Below are 17461 nucleotides of genomic sequence, written 5' to 3'. Positions count from 1 at the left end.
CGGATGTCACGCAATCTGCGCCTGCCGCTTGAGCGCGCCGAGTATCAAGGTGCTGGTGATGACGATCCACACCCCGAAAATCGTCAGCGGAATCCAGAATACGAACAGCCCGTTCCAGGCGAAGGGACCGGTACGGGGAATGAAGCCGAAGGCTCCCAGTTCGAACATGATGGCGGTCCAGATCGTGTAATAGCCGAACCATCGCGGAAAGGGCGAAAGCGCGCTTTGCTGGCCGGTAAGGGCGATGACGGCGATCGCGACATATTGGAAGATGAAATATTGGTCGGTCGTGACCAGTGTCAGATTGGCGAGTTCATGAATGGCAAGCGTGATTTCCGCCGGCCGGCCGGGGCTGAAGGCAGCGACTCCCCACAACAGGGGCGGGAAGACCAGGAACATCGACATCAGGCATCCGCCGCACAGCTGGAGTACGGACCAGATGGGCCAGCCCTGTTCCATCCGGCGCATCTGCATGGTGATGACCATGGCGAGCGGCACCATGAAGGCAGCGACCCAACTGCATATGATGCTGCCGATACGGATGCTGACGCTGTTGTTGCGATAGATGGCTGCAACCTGCTCGGCGTTGAGTGTAGCGGCGGGCAGCGGGACCATTTTGATGAGAAAGACGAAGCAGAGCATGAAGGCGACCATCATGGCCAATGCCCACCATATCAGCGCGCGCTGAGCGTTGATCGAAACCTGCATAAAGCTCTCCCATTCTGCCGCGACCGTTTCCCTTGAAACGGGAAGGCAGCTTATAATTCATCAAACGTTGATTATACGATATTGGTTCGCTTGCAAACCTTGAAGAATAGGGGCGGGCTTCGCTGACCTTCGCAACGGCGTGCCGCAGACGAGCAGGTCACGCCATCCGGAACAGGATGACCAGCGTGATGGCCATGATCGCGACCCAGGCATCGAATGCAAGGCGCAGCGCCAGTGTGGAGTCATGCAGTTCCATGTAGCGCATGCCGATCAACCGGACCTTGAAGAAGGCGATGAGCAGGACGGCTGTGCCCAGCTGTTGCGGGTGACGGCCGATCGCTTTCAACTGGAACAGGTAAGAAGCCAGTGTCGCCGCGACCAGGATCAGCCAGACGGTATAGGGCGATGATAGACGAAGGTTCATGGCGCAATCACGGATGAAGGTAGAGGATGGCGAAAAGGATGACCCATAATATGTCGACCAGATGCCAGAATATGGCGCAGCCTTCGACTGCCTTATAGCCGTTCGCCGTCGGCACGGCTGCGCAGCGGGAGCGGATGAAGGTCAGCGCCCCAAGGCCGACCAGCACATGGAGCAGGTGGATCGCGGTGAAGGCGAAATAGAACATGAAGAAGTCGTTGCTGATCGGCGTGATGCCGGCGGCGAATTTTTCCCCATATTCGATCGTCTTGACGCCGACGAAACCGAAACCCAGCGCCATGCCGATATGGGTCGCCTGCCGTGCATCGTTCAACCGTCGTTCCCGCAAGGCCTTGACGGCGATGGCTATCGCCAGCGAACTGGTGAGCAACAGCATCGTGTTCAGCAACCCCAGACCCTGATTGAGCCGGGCCTGGGATGCCGCGAACGTCGCGCTTTGCGACAGGCGATAGACGCCGAAAGTCACGAAGAAGAGGCCGAACGCCAACAGGTCGCCGAAGATCATCACCCATAAGCCGGGTTCTCCCGGAACGCGCTGGCCTGCTGGCGCGCTGGCCGGTTGGGCCATGGTGGGTTCGCTCAGGATTTCAACCGGCTTCATTTGCAGTCCTGTTGATGGCGTTGATGGCGAGCGGAGTCATGAGGATAAGCCGCAGGGAAATGCGTCTGCCGCTGTGTGGTGGTGACGCAGACCAGCGCGATATAGCCCGCAATGATCGACCCTACTCATCCTTCCCCTCCACTCACCGTTGTTTTCAGGCTGCGTTACGCAGGCGCGCATCCTCCACGATCAGATCCGCCGCGCGCCAGCCGGTCGCCATGGCCGGGCCGTTGGTGTTGCCGGAAATGAGGCCCGGCATGATCGAGCAATCGACCACTCGCAGGCCGTGAACGCCCCGGACACGCGCGCGTTCGTCCACCACCGATCCCGCATCGCGGCCCATGCGGCAACTGCGCACTGCATGCGTCCCGCACAAAGCGATTTCCCGCACGATCGCCAATATCTCCTCATCGCTGACATGGCTTGCGCCGGGTGCGATCTCCTCGCCGACATAGGGGGCAAGAGCGGGTTGGCGCACATAATCGCGGATATAGCGCACCACTTCGATCGCGGCGCGGCGGTCATGCTCGCTCGCTAGCCAATTGGGCGTGATGGATAGGCGCGCGTCCGGATCGGCGGAGGTGATTTCCAGTGCGCCTTCGCTGTCCAGGCCGATCAACTGCGCGGTAAAGCTGAGGCCCGGTTCCCGTTCGACCGACTGCATCGGCGCCACCGTGTCCTTGTCGCGTTCCTTGGGGATATCGAGCGTCCAGCCACTGATATAGAGTTGCGCATTGGGGCGCGGTTCGGCCGGATTGGTCTTGATGAAGGCCCCAACCTCCATCGCGCCATTCGCCAGCGGCCCGGATTTGAGCAGCATATATTGCGCGACGCTGGCAGCGAGGCCCAGGCCGCGCAGGCGATGGTTCACGCCCTTTTCACCGCCCTTCAGCCGATAGCTGGCGATCATGCCCAGATGCTCCAATATGCGGCGGCCGACATCGGGACTGTCGTGAATGACATCGATGCCATGCCGTTTCAGCAGCGCGGCGGGACCGATGCCGGACAGCTGGAGCATCTTGGGCGAGGCGATCGTGCCCGCGCTGACGATGATCTCGCCATGGCAGGCGAAGCTGACCGGGCGGCCATCTTTCCGGCATTCGACGCCGACGGCGCGCTTGCCCTCGAACCGGATGCGGTCGGCGTATACATCTGTAATGATCTCGAGATTGGCCCGATGAAGCACCGGCTCCAGAAAGGCGAGCGCCGAACTTTGGCGGCGGCCATTCCTGATATTGTAGCAATAATAGCCGACGCCTTCCTGATCCTCGCGATTGAGATCCTCATAATGGCGCGGCAGGCCCATTTGCATGCCCGCCTCAATCGCGCGTTCCGCGAGTGGATAACGGAATTTGTTGGTGCAGATATGGACCGGCCCGCCGACGCCGCGCACGCCATCGTCGCCCAGTTCATGGTCCACGATCGACCGATAGGCCTGCTTCATCTGCGCCCAGGACCAGTCGGACCCGGCTTCCCGTTCCCAGATATCGAAATCCTGCGGCTGGCCGCGCACATAGATCATGCCGTTGATCGCGGACGATCCGCCAAGGCCGCGCCCGCGCTGCCACATTTCGGTGTGCTCCCCGTCAGGGCCGACGGGATAGGACCAGGCGTGCCTGGGGTCGGTCACCAGCTTGCCGATCCCCTTGGGCATGTCGACCATGAAGCTTTTGTTCTTGCCCCCCGCCTCCAGCAGCAGGACGCGATGCGCGGGATTTTGCGAGAGCCGGTTGGCCAGCACACACCCCGCTGAACCCGCTCCGACGATGATATAGTCATAGCTTTGCGCCATGGCGTCCTTTTCCTTTCATCTTCTTGGGTTAGGCGGGTCGTGTTGCGGGATCGTCGGTGGTCAGCAGCGGCATCGCGTCCGGCGGTTCGGCGGCGACTTCCGGATCGACTGTCCGCGTTCATCTTTGTCTCTCCTGCCGTCGCCGGTCACAATCGATGACTCGGCGTATCGGACGGCAGCTTAACCTTGACGATAGTATGCTGCAATATGATATGTTTGAGTATTAGAGTGGCATGGAACAGGAGCAGAGGAACCTTGAAAGACAATGGCATAGCGCATTCGCATCGACAGGTGGCGAATGCGCAGCAGCGCTTTGCATTGCCGCAGGGCGCGCGACAGATCATCCTGGTGCGTCACGGTTCCAGCGTCGGGCCTACGCTGGAGACGGTGGAACTGGGCGCGCTCACGATCACCAATCCGCCGTTGGCGGAGGATGGCCATGTCCAGGCGGAAGCCGTCGGTCGCGCCCTGGCCGGTGCAGGCATCGCCTCGATTTTCGTCACGCCCTTGCAGCGGACCCGGCAGACGGCCGACCCTCTTGTCCGGGCGGTCGGGATCACGCCCGTCGTGGTCGACGACCTGCGGGAGGTGCATATGGGCGATTTCGAGCACAGCTTCTATGAGCATGCGGCGGCGCGGCATCCGATCATCGACCGGATGTTCGTGGAAGAGACATGGGAAGTCATCCCCAATGCGGAAAGCGCCGAGCATTTCGCGGCACGCATCCGGCGCGGCATCCAGCGGGCACTGGAGTCCTGTCAGAGTGGAGAGACGGTCGTGATCTTCAGCCATGCCGGGACGATCGCGGAAATCTGCCGGCAGGCGACGGGCAGCCGTGCTTTCGCCTTCATGGGCGTGGAAAATGCCTCCGTTTCGCGGCTGATCGTCCAGGCGGACGGCAGCTGGCGTTTGCGCAGCTTCAACGAAGTCTCCCATCTCGTCTGAAACGCTTTGACCCATTTCTGCCTTTGGGAGGCTTGCGCTGCGCCGCGAAAAATGGTGTGGCACCATATCAAATTGGCAAGATGCTGACTCGGCATCGATTCAGGGAGGGATGGGATGAAGATATCGACGCTCGCACTGGGGATTTTCGCACTGGCGGGAGCGACCGCCGTACGGGCCGAAGCGCTCAATATTCCACGCAATGCGAAGGTCGTTTCGGCTGACGGACGCGATGTCGGTCTGGTCAATCGCGTCCTGACCAATGGCGACGACGTGACCGGCATCCGCATCATCATGGGCAGCCGATCGGTCACGGTTGGGGCTGACAAGCTGTCGCTGGATGGCGAGATGGTCAAGACGAGCCTGACCAGGAAAGAGATCGAACGTCTGCCCTGAACCGTCCAGTGGAGGGAGGGGGCGTCCTATTCCGCGAGGCTTCCCCCATCCACGACCAGCGCATGGGCGTTGACGAAGCTGGACTTGTCGGAAGCGAGCCAGACGGCGGCTTCGGCCATCTCCTCCGGCTGCGCGACGCGGCCGAGAGGGGAGAGGATATTTCGGGCAGGTCTATTTCATCAAGCACATGGCGCGATGCCCATCCCGGCCAGTGGCTCAGACCCTGGCTGCTTTGCCTTTGGCGATCTGCTCGTCCATCACCTTGTTCCAGTGCTGGATGATCATTTCCTGATAGGCGCCGAGCCGGGTATAGGGCTTTTCAGGGTCGGCGGCATGCGCGCCCTTCTGGATCAGCGGCATGTTGGACATGTCCTGATCGAAGATGTAGCCAAGGAAGCCGAAGCCCGGGCAATGGGCATAGACGCTTTGATCGGCGTCCAGTTCGATGGCGGGCGCGGCTGGGGGGACCGAGCCATCATCCGGGCAGGGCAAGAGCAGCCGCACGTCGAAATAGCTCATTTCCGGGTCGCTTTCGTGCGGCAGGAATTGATAGACGAATGGCACCGCTTCCGACAGCCAGAAACAGGCGTGCGGATAGACGAAATAGAGCGGACTATCGAGCATCACGGCGTCGGGCAGGTCGATGGCCCGGCCGTAAAAGCGCGAGGCGACCTCGCGATGCCAGTGGCCCAATTGCGCGCGAATATCGCCCTTTTCGTCAAGAACCGGTGGCTTTTCTTCGGGATAATGCCAGTCGCACATGCCTTGCGCGAACATCATGCCGGCTTTGAGCGCCGTATCTTCGCTGGGCGCGTGCATGCTGGGCACGGCCGAGCAGGTGAGGTTGCGGCCGACATGGCCATGTTCGCCGCGCCAGATTTCATATTGACCCTGCGCGTCTCCGGTGAAGGGTACGGCTTCGGGATGCGTGGCATAGAGATGATAGGCTTCCTGGAACGCCTCCTGCGTCACCTTCCAGTTCGCGCGGACGAGCTTGCGGAAGCGCGCCGCCGTATAGCGCCGTTCGGGCGCGAATTCCCTGAAATGATCGGGCACGACATGCAGCGCCTCTTTGAGCGGCGCGGCATCCTGGTCCGCGTTGATGAAAAGGAAGCCGCCCCAACGCTCCAGCCGGATTTCCGGTAGCGATCCGTTGAGCCGTGTGATCTCCGGGAAATCCCAATGGCTGGGAATCTTCTTGAGCCGTCCGTCAGCGTTCCATTCCCAGGCATGATAGGGGCAGCGGATGGTTTCGGCCGATTCTTTCTTTGAACAGAGCAAGGTTCCACGATGCAGGCAACTGTTGTGGAATGCCTTGAATTGATCTTCGCCCGACCGGATGATGAAATAGGAATGCGATCCCAGATGAAGTGGCAACCGGTCGCCGATTTGCGGAATATCCTCCTCGCGGCAGGCGAGCAGCCAGTTCATGGTCCATATATGGTCATATTCATCCTGCGCCCATGTCGGATCAAAATAGCGTGCATGATCGACATGATGATTGTCAGGCTCGAAATTGCCATGAGCGGACAATGCGGGATGTTCGGGGCGATGTGCCTCGCGTTTCCACATGTCGGTGGCCAGCGGGCGCTCCGCTGAACCATAGCCTTTCACCTTGGTCGCCGTGGCCATTCCTCTTCTCCGAATCACGCGCGGCCTGCGGCCACGCTCTTTTGATATGGTGGCATACTACTGCGCCGGACGCATGGCACAATGCAAAAGCGCCTGAACGGCTGTTCAGAGCATGCTGTCCAGCGTGTCGAGATCGTCCATGGCCGTTGCAATCCGCTGGATGAATTCCAGCGTGATGTCGCGCGGCTGCATGTCGGGGACATCGCCCGCCGGCGTCAGCGTCATCGTCCACCAGGCCAGCGTGGTCAGCAGCTGCTGGCGATAGTTGAGCCAGGCCTCGTCGAACGGGACGGCTTCACCGCCCGCCGCCGCGAAGGCCCGCAGATAATGGGCCAGCAAATCCTTTTCCCAGGCCCGCCGCTGCTCGACGGTGAGCGATGTGGCGATGGTGTAGACGACGTCGCGCGACCAATGGCCTTTTGACGTCACTTGCCAATCGCCAAGGCCCATGCGGCCTTCGCGCGTGATGTACCAGTTTTTCAGGTGCACATCGCCATGGATGATCGTGAGCGGCAGTTCGCCATGGCGCGCGGACGCCCGCAACGTGGCGGGCCATATCTCCGCTTCCCGCCTCGCCAGCCCGGGGGGAAGGACATTGGCGGCGGCGCGGAACCCGGCTTCGCACATGCCTTGGAAATCATGATCCCGGTCGAGAGCCGCGAAGCGCTGGTCGTAGCGGAACAGATGCCCCAATTCCCCATCAAGCTGGGGCGAGCGATAGAAGTGACCGTGCAGCGTCGCCAACAGCAGGAGCTGGTCCTGAACCTGCTCCTTCGTCATCCGCATGCGATGATTGCAGAAGGTCGCGCTGTCGCCCAGATCCTTCAGCATCACGATCGAGGCGAAGGACTCCGGGTCATATGTCGCCAGATAGGCCTCCGGCGCTTCAATGGCCAGTTGGGGCCTGATCTGGTTGTAGAAGCTGGTTTCGCTCATCAGGGCCGAAGTCGAGAGGAGGATGCGGTTGAGCAGGTCGGCCGTCGCCTTGCAGAAAACGGAGGAAGGCAGGCCAAGCGTCCGGCCCGCCTCATTATAGTCGAGGAAGATGCGGCGGCGGTTGGACGTGCCGGAATCCGCAGTGTCGAGCCTTATCCGGACAACCCTCGCTTCGGGATGGTCGCGGCACAGGATGTGGGTCATCCATTCAGGCGTGATCGCCTCATAGCGCCAGGGAATGTCGCCGGGCAGGATCGCGGGCGGATCATTGCGTGCATCCTCGGAAAAGCGCTGCTTGATGCGTTCGATCCGGCTCGTCATTTTGTCCTCCGCTTTTTCGGCTCAGGCCGGAATCGCGTTCCTGTCCACGGCTGCGGCGAAGCGATCCATGTGCAGATCGGCATCGCCAAACTGACGCGCGATGACGAACAGGCGCCGGTAATAATGGCTGATGTTGAGTTCTTCGGTCACTCCGATACCGCCATGGAGCTGGATCGCCTGCCCGCCGACATAGGGGCCAGCGGTTGAAACCGCCGCCTTGGCCGCCGAAATGGCAGCGGCGCGGGCGGCTGGATCGGAACTCGCAATGGCGCCCTGCGCGCGATAGAGCAGGGACCGGACCATCTCGGTTTCAATCAGCATGTCGGCCATGCGATGCTGAAGCGCCTGGAAATTGCCTATGGCGGTGCCGAACTGCTTGCGGACCTTGAGATAGTCGCGGGTAGCCCACAAGGCGGCATCCATGATCCCCAGGGCCTCCCCGCACAGCGCGACGATGCCATGGTCCATGCCGTGGTCGATGGCGGCTTCGGCAACCGCGCCGACGGCCAGTTCGAGGGCTGGCGTATCATGGAAATCGATGTCGGCAACACGCCGGTTGTCGACCGTGCGATAAGGCTTGAGCGTCACGCCCGGCACCTGCGCGTCCACCAGATAGAGTCCGACGCCCTTGGGCGACCGCGCCGACAGGATGAATCGGTCCGCAAAGGCGGCGCCTTCGACCAGCGTCTTGGTGCCGCTGAGCGTCCCGGATTCCGATGCCTCGCTCTCAATCACCTTCCAGTCGCCGCGTCCATTGGCCTCCTGCAAGGCGGGAACGATCCTCGTCTCTCCCATGACCAGACCGGCCACGGCATCGCTTTCCACCGCCGCCAATATCTGCGTGGCGACGACATGCGCGATGAAAGGCTCCGTGACCAATCCGCGCCCCAGCTCTTCGGCGATCAGCGCATTTTCAGTGGCGCCGCCGCCAAAACCGCCGTCCTCTTCGGAAAGGCCGGCACCCAGCCAGCCCAGTTCCGCGAAGGTCGCCCAATGGGCCGGATCGACGCCCGCGGGCGAGCGAAGGAGGGAAAAGCGCCGCTCCCAGTCATATTCGCGCTCGACAAAGCGTCGGACGCTGTCGCGCAGCGCTTCCTGTTCGGAGGAATAGTCGAAATCCATGGGATCAAAGCTCCAGAACGGTCTTGGCGATCAGGGTGCGCTGAATCTCGTTCGCGCCGCCATAGATGGTGGTGGCCCGGCGGAACAGCGCCTTGGCGGCGATGCCGATGCCATGATCGGGCACGGGCGAGGTCAGTCCATCTTCGAACAGGCGATCTTCGCCCTCTGGATTGAGGCAGAGAACAACGCCATGGTCACCGAGAGCATCCGCCGCCAGATCGGCAATACGCTGGCGCAGTTCCGACCCGCGGACCTTCACCAGCGATGCGATCGCGCCGCCGCCGTGGCCGCCTGCGGAGAGGGCGCGGAGCACGGCGGTTTCCAGCGCCATGGTGTCGATCTCGATCCGGGCCAGCCGTGCGCGGAAACGCGGGTCTTCGATCAGCGGGCGGCCATTTTTCCGCTCGATCCGGGCGATGTCCCGCAACTGGGCGATGTCGCGCTTCGTATGCGGCACCTCCGCGCTGTTGGTCCGCTCATTGACGAGCAGGAATTTGGCATAGGACCAGCCCGCGCCTTCCTGACCCACCAGATTGGCGGCCGGTACGCGCACCTCGTCAAAGAAGAATTCGTTGACGGTCAGCCCCTCCTCGATCGTCCAGATCGGGCGGCGGGTAATGCCCGGCGATGTGAGGTCGACCAGGATCGCGGACAGCCCTGCCTGCGGTTTCACCTCCGCATCGGTGCGGGCCAAAAGGAACATCATGTCGGCATGATGGCCCTCGGTCGTCCAGGTCTTCTGGCCGGACACGATATAGTCATCGCCGTCGCGGACGGCTCGGGTACGCAGCGACGACAGGTCCGAACCCGCGCCGGGTTCCGAGAAGCCCTGCGACCAGTAGGTTTCGCCGGTGCGGATTCCGGGCAACCAGCTTTGGCGCTGTTCTTCCGAACCGAAAGTGTAGAGGACGGGGGCGACCAGCTCGGTCCCGATTCGATCGATCGTTGGCGCATGGGCCAGCCGCATTTCCTCTTCGAAGATATAGCGTTGCAGGCCGGTCCAGCCGGTGCCGCCATAGGCGACGGGCCAATGCGGCACCGACCATCCCTTGTCAGCCAGAATGCGCGTCCACCGCGCCTGATCGTCGCGGCGAGGGTGATAGTCGTAACCGCCGCGCCGCTTCAGGTCATCGGGCAGGCTGGCTTGCGCGAAAGCCCGGATTTCCCGACGAAATGCCTCATCCTCTGCGCTGAATGCTGGGTTCATCACATCTCTCGATATTAATTTTCTAGTTCGCTAGCATATCATAACCCTATTTTCTACAAGAGATGCGTGGCGGGAGGGACAGGGCGATGCGAAGCTTCGATGAGAGCATAATGGAACAGAAATGGACGAGGGATATCGTTTCCCTGCTGGAGATGGACCAAATTGCGCCTGACCTGTTCCAGAATCGCTATAACCAGCCCAATGCCTATCGGGCCCTGTTCGGCGGCCAGATCGTGGCGCAAGCCTTGCGCGCGGCCGATCGCACCGCCAAGGGGCGCACGGTTCATTCGCTCCACTGCTATTTCCTGCGTGCCGGCATCCATACAAGCCAGATAGATTATATGGTGGAGCGGACGCGGGACGGTGCGCGCTTTTCCACGCGCCGGGTTGTTGCCCGGCAGGCGGGACAGATCATCTTCACGATGGAATGTTCCTATCGCACGCCTATCGAAGGGTTCAGCCATTATCGGCCAATGTCGGTCCCGTTCGAGCCGGAAAAGGGATTGGACGGGCGGGCGTTCGATCAATTGCTCGGCGCGGCCAATCAACGCTATGGCGGGTTGTTCAAAGGTCGCTACCCGATCGAGTGCGGGTGCCGGACCGATCAGGCTATCTTGACCCTGTGGCGGACGCCAAGCGGCATTATTGGCTGCGCGCGCCGGGGGCGGAGCGGGTCGACGATCCGGCGGTGCAACGGCAGATTTTCGCTTTTCTGTCCGACTTCATGTTCGCTGGCGTGCCGCTTTCGCGGCATACCGTTGCCTTGCCGGGGCCGCATCTGTTCGTTGCCAGCCTTGACCATTGCATATGGTTTCATCGCGACATGCGGTGCGACGACTGGCTGCTGTTCGAAACCGAAGGTCCCAATGCCGAGAATGGAGTGAATATGGCGCGGGGACTGGTGTACAACCGGGCGGGGGAACTGGTCGCATCGCTCGCCCAGGAAGCGCTGCAATATTCCGTTGCGGAGGAAGGCGACCCGCCGGGCTGAACAGCGCTGCGTCAGTGGCGCGCCAGAATATCGGCCAGCACGTCGGACAGGCGCTGATGCAGGCGCTGGATGAATCCCGCGCCCGCGCCTGCGATGACCACTTCATCCGTGCCCCCGCTTTCGAACGCCACGCGGCCATCGAACACAAGGACCATCAGCCGCAGGATCGCGCGCAGGGCGAAGAAATCCACTTCCTGCCGACTGACGGCGCGTCCGCCGCCTGCCTGATAGGCGGCGATGAAGCGGTCCCAGCCACCCAGCATCGCGACGACGGGATAGACATAGCCCAGATCTTCGGCCGGATGCCCCAACGCAACCTGTTCCCAGTCGAGCACGGCGGTGATGCGGCCATCTTCCGCCAGCACATTGTGGAACATGAAATCATTGTGGACGATCGTTTCGGTGTCGCCAATGCCGTCCACATGGTTGCGCAGCCAGTCGAGGGCGGCGGCGATCGTCACCGAGGGGCCATGGGAGTCGCACAACAGGCGGGTGGACAGCATTTCGGCTTCGGCCAGCCATCCCTCCCGCCCGGATGTTACGCGCGGGCGCGGCAGGACATGGGCCAGCCCCGCCGTCGGCTGGGCGTGCAATATCGCCATTTGCCGTGCCATTTCCTCTGCATAGCCGGGGGTGGGCATGCTCCAGAAGTCGGATTGGACCGGCGTTCCCGATGCGCGCTCCATGATCATGAAGCAGGCGCCCAGAATGGCGGGATCGCTGGACATGTGCAGGACCCGTGGCACGCGCATCCCGGCGTCATGCAGCGCCTTCAGCACCTCGAACTCCATCGCCGTGCCGCCAAAGCTATTGTCCAGGCCCGGCGTCTGGCGTTGCACCACCAGGTCGGACGGCAAGCCCTGGGCATGCGAAACACGAAAAATCGCCGTCTGACGCGACCGGCCGCCCAATATCGGCTTGAAATCGGACAGCAGCAGGTCCGGGCAGCCGCTGGCCTCGCGCAGAAATTGCTCGACACGCGCGGGGTCGATGCCGGACCGGGCATCGTCGGTCTTGGCGGGCGGCAGGGTCATCAGGCCCAGCATCCGATCCATCGCGCGCTGGCCCCGGACGCGCTCTGCTTCCAGCGCCGAGCGAATGGCGGGACGGTCGATGCCGTTGCCCGCCCTTATCGCTTCGACATGATCGCAATGCTCATCGGCTATGTCGCGGTGGACGCCGGGGCTTTCGACCGGCCCTGCGGCCAGCCATGCCGCGATCATGTCCTGATCCGGAACCGCGCCGGTTTCCAGCGCATTCGCAAGGGCGGCGAGGGTCGAGACGCATTCGTCGACCACATTGGCGGGCCTGCCGTCGAGATGCCCGCGAACGTGCAGGCGAAGGGCGGATGCAACCGCCGTCAGATAGCGCGAATACATGGGGACTGAGAGGCTCCAGAGTGGGACGTTGACAAGGGCTTCCGGACCGACCGGGTGCGCATCACTGTCCCCGGCCCATCAGGGGCAATGCGTCATAGGAACGGTCATCGGCGGCGCTGCCCATGATGCCGAGGGCAGCCAGCTGCGCCATGTCGGCCGGTGCGGCGGGCAGGGTGATGAAACTGTCCCAGACCAGCCGGCGATGCGCGATCTTCCACAGGCCTGCGCGCCTTTCGTAATTGTCGAGATAGCGGCCCGATACGATGATGTGGCTGCTGCCCGGCGCTTCCGTCCGGTGATAGGCGATGAAATAGATTTCCCCGTCCGCACGGTCGTCATCGATGCGATAGGACTGGTTGCACAGATAATGGGCGGTGATCGCAAAGGGAGCCATGATCTCCGGCTGCTGCGCGACGAACAGGGCGGCGCTGTCGCAAAAGACCACGCCATGATCGTCGATCGCATCGTCATGATAGACGGACCGGAGCAATAGCTGATCGCGCCGGTCGATCGCCCGCGCATAGCGGGCCGCCAGATCGTGCAGCGCATCCTTTGCGAGCAGCATATCGATGGCGTCGCGATACGGCACGATCAGGCCGGAACCGGGGCGGCCAGGGCATGGCGCGCTGCTGTGGTGCCTGCCCTGCGGCCGAAGACGACCGAGCTGCCGATGCTTGTGCCGCCCCCGGCATAGCGCTTGCCGTGAAAACAGCCCAGCACCTCGCCGGCGGCATAGAGGCCTTCGATCACCTTGCCGCGCGTGTCGCGCACCTCGCAATCGGCGGTGATATCCAGACCGGCGGCGGTGAAGCCGATGATCGCGGCGCGAACCTCCACCGCATAGAAGGGGGCAGTCCTGATCGGTGTCAGGGCGTGGCCGTTGCCATCCTTGCGGAACTGGCGATCCTCGCCATGGGTCAGGACATCGTCATTGTAACGTCGGACGGTTTCTTCCACCGCTTGCGCGTCCAGCCCGGCCATGCGGGCTACCTCCGCCAGGCTGTCGGCGCGATGGGCGACGCCCTTCTCCACCTCGCGGCTGATGGTGATTTCTTCCCAGCTCGAAATGGCGAGGCCGCTATTATAGGGATCGGCGTAGGACAGATCGTCGCCATTCTCCACCATCGTAGGATGGTCGAAAATGGCCCAGCATCTTTGGCCGGGCTGCTCGTTGATCAGATAGCCGCAGACGGCGTAGCTTTCCCACTCGGCCATGAAGCGTTTGCCATGCTCGTTCACGGCGATCAGCCAGGGCGGCAGGAAGGCTTCGACATAGCGGCTGTCGAAACAGGGGCTGGGGTTGAGCAGGCCAGTGTCATGGCCGGTGATCTCCGCGCCGACCGATTGGCCGAGCGTGATGCCGTCGCCCAGAATGAAGGGGGCATCACGATGCACCGCCCAGGTTCGTTCGCCATGATAGGCGGCGGTCGGATACCATTTGGCGAGCATCTCCGGGCTGTTGCCGAAGCCGCCGGTGGCGATCACGACGCTGGGTGCGCGCAGTTCCGTGCCGTCGGCGGTGATGCCCACCACCTTGCCCTGCTCGATGATCAGGCCGTCCACGCGCGTGCCGAGCGCCGTTTCGACGCCGAGCGCCCCGGCGCGGTTGATGAGCGCATCGGCAATGCCAAGGCCGAAGCTTTTCGAGGTATGCCCGCGCTGCACATTGGTCACATCCGAATGGACCAGCATATTGGTAGGGAATTCCACGCCCTTTTCCTTCAGCCATTCCAGCATCGGTCCGCATTCATCGGCATAAGCGCGGATCAGATCCGGCCGCACCGCATGCTGGTTCAGCGTCATGATATAATCGTAGACGGCGTCGGCGCTGTCCTCGATCCCCTTTTCCTTCTGGGTGCTGCTGTTGCAGGCATAGACCACGCCGGTCGAATTGCGCGTGGCGCCGCCCAGATGATCGTCCGCCTCCAGCACCATGACGCGGGCGCCAGCCAGACGTGCTTCGATTGCCGCAGACATGCCCGCGGCGCCTGATCCGATGATGATGACGTCATAGTCATGGGACATGATCTTTGCTCCGTTGAAGCGACTTGGAGCGGTTTTCGACCTGATTGCATCAGATCGACCGCTCTAATGGTTTGTTTTCCGCGATTTCTTAACCAGCGATCGATTGGCTTCGCCGAACTGCGTTTCCGATCGCTTGGAAATCGCTCTAGGTCAGACCGGAACCGGAATGCGGTTCAGATAGACCGGGTCCCGCCGGTCGCGTCGGCCCGGCAGGTTATAATAAGCGACCTGGCCCTGATCGGTGATCCGGGTGCTGGGGCGAATATCGTTCCATTCATTGGTGATCTTGCGGCGCAGGATTTTCCATTGTCCATCCCGGCGCTCGAACAGATCGATATAGCGGCCGCCGCAATAATAATCGTGGCACTGGTCGATCGTGCCGTCCGCCTTGGCGTGGGCGGCATAATCAGCACCGAAAAAGGCCATCACAGCCTCCTCGCCGCCCGGAGCGCGCTGATAGGCCCAATAATAGGATTCCGACGTCGCGAAATCGCCATTCACGTCGATGGTGCAATGGGTGACGGTGTGCATTCCGTCCAATATCCCCTCCCGCAGGGCAGGGATGATGGTTTCGGCAAATTCCATCGCATTGCCCGAGAAAGAACCATGATCATCGGTTCCGTCGGGATGGTAGATGGTACGTAGCAATTCGATGTCGCAGCGGTCGATCGCGCGGCAATAGAGCTTCAGGACATGCTCGATTTCCTGCCGGTCAAGGACCAGGCGCAGGCGGGCTTCCAGAGTGTCGTCCATTTCCGTCCTCTCCCACCGACTCGATGGTCATGATTATGATATGTATACATACCATATTGGCGGGAGAGCGCGCGCAAGTCAACGTGCCGGGATGCCTATTTGCCCGAGAATTGCGGGCGGCGTTTTTCCTGCACGGCGCGGACGGCTTCGCCGAAATCGGCCGTGTAGGTGGTGAGGCCTTCATAGGCGACGCCTGCTTCGAACACAGAGCTGAACAGCTGGCGCAGGGCGATGTTCGTCACTGATTTGGTGTAGCGAATGGCGGATTGCGCGCCGCGTGCAAGCTTTGCCGCATATTGGGAGACGAAGCCGTCCAGCTCTTCCGCTGCCACCGCGAAGCTGATGAGGTTGCACCGTTCAGCGTCGACGGCGTTGATCGGATCGCCGGTCAGCAGATAATGTTTGGCCTTGGCAAAGCCGATCAGCTGCGGCCAGATCAGCGCGCCCCCATCGCCCGCCACCAGCCCCAGCTTCACATGCGGGTCGGCAAAGCGCGCCTCGTTGGCCGCGATCACCACATCGCACAGCAGCGCGACCGACGCGCCGAAGCCCATGGCGTCGCCATTCACCTTGGCGATGACGGGTTTGGGGCAATCCAGCAGGCCCATGACGATCCGGCGCATGGTCCTGGCCTCATGCACAAAGGGGATGCGGTCGCCCTTCACCTGCTTGTCCAGCCATTCGAAGTCGCCGCCCGCAGAAAAGGCACGCCCTGCGCCGGTCAGGATGATGACGTCGCTCTCCGGGTCATCGGCCGCGTCGAAGAAGACGCGTGCCATTTCTTCATGCAGTTCATGATTGACCGCGTTCAACAGTTCGGGGCGGTTCATGATGATCGTCAGAACCCGGCCATCCCGGGAAAAGTCGAGTAGCTTATAATGGTCGAAATTCATGGTGACTTTCCCACAAATGGAGTCCGGCCCACAAATGGAGTCCGGATCGCAGAATATGTTAGAACACTATATGGAGATGATCGAGTGCATGAATCGCAAAATGGGGGATGAATTGCGGTTCGGGATGATCGGGCGATAGCCGCAGATCGGGCAGTCGTTCCAGGATGCGGCGGATGGCGATCCGCATTTCTCCGCGGGCAAGCTGATTGCCGATGCAGAAATGGATGCCGCGCCCGAAGGCCAGATGGTTGCGAACGCCCCTGCGCCCCAGCTGAACCTCTTGCGGACAGCTCCATTGCGCCGGATCGCGATTGCCCGCCAGATAGCTGAGCATCAGCACCGCGCCTGCGGGAATATCGACATCGCCGATCCGGCTGTCTTGCATGGCCAGCCGCCACATATGCGGCACCGGCGAATGCGAGCGCAGCACTTCTTCGACAAAGCCGGGGATGCGGTCATAGTCGGCCTGGATAGCGCTGCGCAGTTCGGGGTTGGTGAGCAGCAGCCAGAGGGCGGTGACGATTCCCGTGGTGGTGGTTTCATTGCCCGCGACCAGAAGCTGGTGCGCCACTGCGATCAGCGCGGGGTCGCTCAGCTTTTCGCCGTCGATTTCGGCATGGACCAGCCGGCTGAGCAGATTTTCGGTCGGTTCGGCGCGGTAACGGAGCGCCCGTTCATGCAGATAATTCTGCATGTCGATCAGATGATCCGTGATCTCCAGCTCGCGATTCGGGTCCAGCAGAGGATTGTTGCGTTCCACCGTGACATCGGACCACAGCTTGAAGCGGGCATAGTCGGCCCGATCGACGCCCAGCTGGTCGGCGATGATGTACATCGGTACCTTGATCGCGAATTCGGGAAGAAGATCGGCCTTTCCGGTCGGCAGCATGGTGTCGATCAACTCGTCCACCAGCGCCTCGATATAGGGTTCCAGCGATTTGACATAGCTGGGGGTAAAGGCTTTTTCGACCAGTGCGCGATAGGATGTATGTTCCGGCGGATCGTTGGTCACCAGCGTGTGCATTTCCGGAAAGCCCCGTTCGGCAAAGCGGCGGGCGACCTCTTCGGCGACAGGCGAATCATGGCGACCGACAACCACCGTGGTCTTGTTGGAATAAAGTTCCGGATGCGCGGAGACATGGCCAATATCTTCATAGCGCGTGATGATATACATGCCGGTCAGCGGGTCCTTGTAGACAGGCGCTTCCGCAAGCAGCTGATCGAGGAAAGGGAAAGGGCAGACCTGCACCTCCGCCGATGCCAGACTGCCCATATCTTGCTGCTTCGTCATTGCCAGTCCCACGATAATATGATGTGCTAA

At 61.7% G+C, this 17461-nt stretch carries 18 protein-coding genes and 1 pseudogene; 4 read left to right on the top strand and 15 right to left on the bottom strand.

The genetic code is table 11. The features are described 5' to 3' along the window. Positions 1–6: 6 nt before the first annotated feature. The 4 genes from RUH75_RS11600 to RUH75_RS11585 all read right to left on the bottom strand — a co-directional run bounded on the left by RUH75_RS11600 (position 7) and on the right by RUH75_RS11585 (position 3543). Positions 7–708 (bottom strand): hypothetical protein, encoded by a 702-nt coding sequence (locus tag RUH75_RS11600; protein WP_313805988.1) that lies wholly within the window; start codon positions 706–708, stop codon positions 7–9. 157 nt (positions 709–865) lie between these two features. After that, a complete protein-coding gene (locus tag RUH75_RS11595; protein ID WP_313805986.1) occupies positions 866–1132 on the bottom strand; it encodes a cytochrome C oxidase subunit IV family protein in 267 nt (88 codons plus the stop codon). 7 nt (positions 1133–1139) lie between these two features. Continuing rightward, positions 1140–1751, bottom strand: a complete 612-nt coding sequence (locus RUH75_RS11590) for a cytochrome c oxidase subunit 3 (protein ID WP_313805984.1) — start codon at positions 1749–1751, stop codon at positions 1140–1142. A 154-nt stretch (positions 1752–1905) separates the two neighbouring features. Further along, positions 1906–3543 carry a GMC family oxidoreductase gene (locus RUH75_RS11585; RefSeq protein ID WP_313805982.1) on the bottom strand — a complete coding sequence of 546 codons (1638 nt, stop codon included), beginning with the start codon at positions 3541–3543 and terminating at the stop codon, positions 1906–1908. A 291-nt stretch (positions 3544–3834) separates the two neighbouring features. On the opposite strand from RUH75_RS11585, the gene RUH75_RS11580 reads away from it, so the two are divergent. Beyond that, positions 3835–4488 (top strand): histidine phosphatase family protein, encoded by a 654-nt coding sequence (locus tag RUH75_RS11580; protein ID WP_313805980.1) that lies wholly within the window; start codon positions 3835–3837, stop codon positions 4486–4488. Between the two features lie 114 nt (positions 4489–4602). Then, a complete protein-coding gene (locus RUH75_RS11575) occupies positions 4603–4881 on the top strand; it encodes a hypothetical protein (protein WP_313805978.1) in 279 nt (92 codons plus the stop codon). A gap of 26 nt (positions 4882–4907) precedes the next feature. Here RUH75_RS11575 and RUH75_RS11570 read toward each other — a convergent pair whose 3' ends face one another. From RUH75_RS11570 to RUH75_RS11550, 5 genes are all read right to left on the bottom strand, one after another. Then, positions 4908–5039: an SDR family oxidoreductase gene (locus tag RUH75_RS11570; protein ID WP_313806023.1), complete on the bottom strand. Its 132-nt coding sequence runs from the start codon at positions 5037–5039 to the stop codon at positions 4908–4910. 58 nt (positions 5040–5097) lie between these two features. After that, the gene (locus RUH75_RS11565) at positions 5098–6513 is read right to left on the bottom strand and encodes an aromatic ring-hydroxylating dioxygenase subunit alpha (protein ID WP_313805976.1); all 1416 of its coding nucleotides are present in this window, start codon (positions 6511–6513) and stop codon (positions 5098–5100) included. 105 nt (positions 6514–6618) lie between these two features. Beyond that, positions 6619–7770 (bottom strand): phosphotransferase, encoded by a 1152-nt coding sequence (locus tag RUH75_RS11560; protein WP_313805974.1) that lies wholly within the window; start codon positions 7768–7770, stop codon positions 6619–6621. A 21-nt stretch (positions 7771–7791) separates the two neighbouring features. After that, a complete protein-coding gene (locus RUH75_RS11555) occupies positions 7792–8892 on the bottom strand; it encodes an acyl-CoA dehydrogenase (RefSeq protein ID WP_313805972.1) in 1101 nt (366 codons plus the stop codon). A gap of 4 nt (positions 8893–8896) precedes the next feature. After that, positions 8897–10099 carry an acyl-CoA dehydrogenase family protein gene (locus RUH75_RS11550; RefSeq protein ID WP_313805970.1) on the bottom strand — a complete coding sequence of 401 codons (1203 nt, stop codon included), beginning with the start codon at positions 10097–10099 and terminating at the stop codon, positions 8897–8899. A 62-nt stretch (positions 10100–10161) separates the two neighbouring features. On the opposite strand from RUH75_RS11550, the pseudogene RUH75_RS23670 reads away from it, so the two are divergent. Together RUH75_RS23670 and RUH75_RS11540 are read left to right on the top strand one after the other, a co-directional pair. After that, a pseudogene (locus tag RUH75_RS23670) lies at positions 10162–10470 on the top strand (acyl-CoA thioesterase); the annotation flags it as partial. A 56-nt stretch (positions 10471–10526) separates the two neighbouring features. Beyond that, positions 10527–11090, top strand: coding sequence for an acyl-CoA thioesterase domain-containing protein (locus RUH75_RS11540; protein WP_313805966.1), 564 nt, complete (start codon positions 10527–10529; stop codon positions 11088–11090). A gap of 11 nt (positions 11091–11101) precedes the next feature. On the opposite strand, the gene RUH75_RS11535 is transcribed toward RUH75_RS11540, so the two are convergent. The 6 genes from RUH75_RS11535 to RUH75_RS11510 form a co-directional block, all read right to left on the bottom strand. Beyond that, a complete protein-coding gene (locus RUH75_RS11535) occupies positions 11102–12469 on the bottom strand; it encodes a phosphotransferase family protein (RefSeq protein ID WP_313805964.1) in 1368 nt (455 codons plus the stop codon). Positions 12470–12530: 61 nt separating this feature from the next. Beyond that, positions 12531–13058: a nuclear transport factor 2 family protein gene (locus RUH75_RS11530; RefSeq protein ID WP_313805962.1), complete on the bottom strand. Its 528-nt coding sequence runs from the start codon at positions 13056–13058 to the stop codon at positions 12531–12533. A gap of 2 nt (positions 13059–13060) precedes the next feature. Then, entirely contained in the window at positions 13061–14494 is a 1434-nt protein-coding gene (locus tag RUH75_RS11525; protein WP_313805960.1) for an FAD-dependent oxidoreductase, read from the bottom strand. A 150-nt stretch (positions 14495–14644) separates the two neighbouring features. Further along, positions 14645–15247: a nuclear transport factor 2 family protein gene (locus RUH75_RS11520; RefSeq protein WP_313805958.1), complete on the bottom strand. Its 603-nt coding sequence runs from the start codon at positions 15245–15247 to the stop codon at positions 14645–14647. A 95-nt stretch (positions 15248–15342) separates the two neighbouring features. Then, a complete protein-coding gene (locus tag RUH75_RS11515; protein WP_313805956.1) occupies positions 15343–16140 on the bottom strand; it encodes an enoyl-CoA hydratase-related protein in 798 nt (265 codons plus the stop codon). 58 nt (positions 16141–16198) lie between these two features. Beyond that, positions 16199–17431 (bottom strand): cytochrome P450, encoded by a 1233-nt coding sequence (locus tag RUH75_RS11510; protein ID WP_313805954.1) that lies wholly within the window; start codon positions 17429–17431, stop codon positions 16199–16201. Between the last annotated feature and the right edge of the window lie 30 nt (positions 17432–17461).

It is taken from the genome of Sphingobium sp. (assembly GCF_032153725.1).
Classification (GTDB): domain Bacteria; phylum Pseudomonadota; class Alphaproteobacteria; order Sphingomonadales; family Sphingomonadaceae; genus Sphingobium.
This window is presented reverse-complemented; position numbering and strand designations above follow the sequence as displayed.

Excerpts from the sequence above, each read along its gene's own strand:
- RUH75_RS11525 (WP_313805960.1), bottom strand. The coding sequence starts at position 14,494 with ATGTCCCATGACTATGACGTCATCATCATCGGATCAGGCGCCGCGGGC.
- RUH75_RS11515 (WP_313805956.1), bottom strand. The coding sequence starts at position 16,140 with ATGAATTTCGACCATTATAAGCTACTCGACTTTTCCCGGGATGGCCGG.
- RUH75_RS11560 (WP_313805974.1), bottom strand. The coding sequence starts at position 7,770 with ATGACGAGCCGGATCGAACGCATCAAGCAGCGCTTTTCCGAGGATGCA.
- RUH75_RS11540 (WP_313805966.1), top strand. The coding sequence starts at position 10,527 with ATGTTCCTATCGCACGCCTATCGAAGGGTTCAGCCATTATCGGCCAAT.
- RUH75_RS11550 (WP_313805970.1), bottom strand. The coding sequence starts at position 10,099 with ATGAACCCAGCATTCAGCGCAGAGGATGAGGCATTTCGTCGGGAAATC.
- RUH75_RS11585 (WP_313805982.1), bottom strand. The coding sequence starts at position 3,543 with ATGGCGCAAAGCTATGACTATATCATCGTCGGAGCGGGTTCAGCGGGG.
- RUH75_RS11510 (WP_313805954.1), bottom strand. The coding sequence starts at position 17,431 with ATGACGAAGCAGCAAGATATGGGCAGTCTGGCATCGGCGGAGGTGCAG.
- RUH75_RS11555 (WP_313805972.1), bottom strand. The coding sequence starts at position 8,892 with ATGGATTTCGACTATTCCTCCGAACAGGAAGCGCTGCGCGACAGCGTC.
- RUH75_RS11590 (WP_313805984.1), bottom strand. The coding sequence starts at position 1,751 with ATGAAGCCGGTTGAAATCCTGAGCGAACCCACCATGGCCCAACCGGCC.
- RUH75_RS11520 (WP_313805958.1), bottom strand. The coding sequence starts at position 15,247 with ATGGACGACACTCTGGAAGCCCGCCTGCGCCTGGTCCTTGACCGGCAG.
- RUH75_RS11535 (WP_313805964.1), bottom strand. The coding sequence starts at position 12,469 with ATGTATTCGCGCTATCTGACGGCGGTTGCATCCGCCCTTCGCCTGCAC.
- RUH75_RS11575 (WP_313805978.1), top strand. The coding sequence starts at position 4,603 with ATGAAGATATCGACGCTCGCACTGGGGATTTTCGCACTGGCGGGAGCG.
- RUH75_RS11595 (WP_313805986.1), bottom strand. The coding sequence starts at position 1,132 with ATGAACCTTCGTCTATCATCGCCCTATACCGTCTGGCTGATCCTGGTC.
- RUH75_RS11565 (WP_313805976.1), bottom strand. The coding sequence starts at position 6,513 with ATGGCCACGGCGACCAAGGTGAAAGGCTATGGTTCAGCGGAGCGCCCG.
- RUH75_RS11600 (WP_313805988.1), bottom strand. The coding sequence starts at position 708 with ATGCAGGTTTCGATCAACGCTCAGCGCGCGCTGATATGGTGGGCATTG.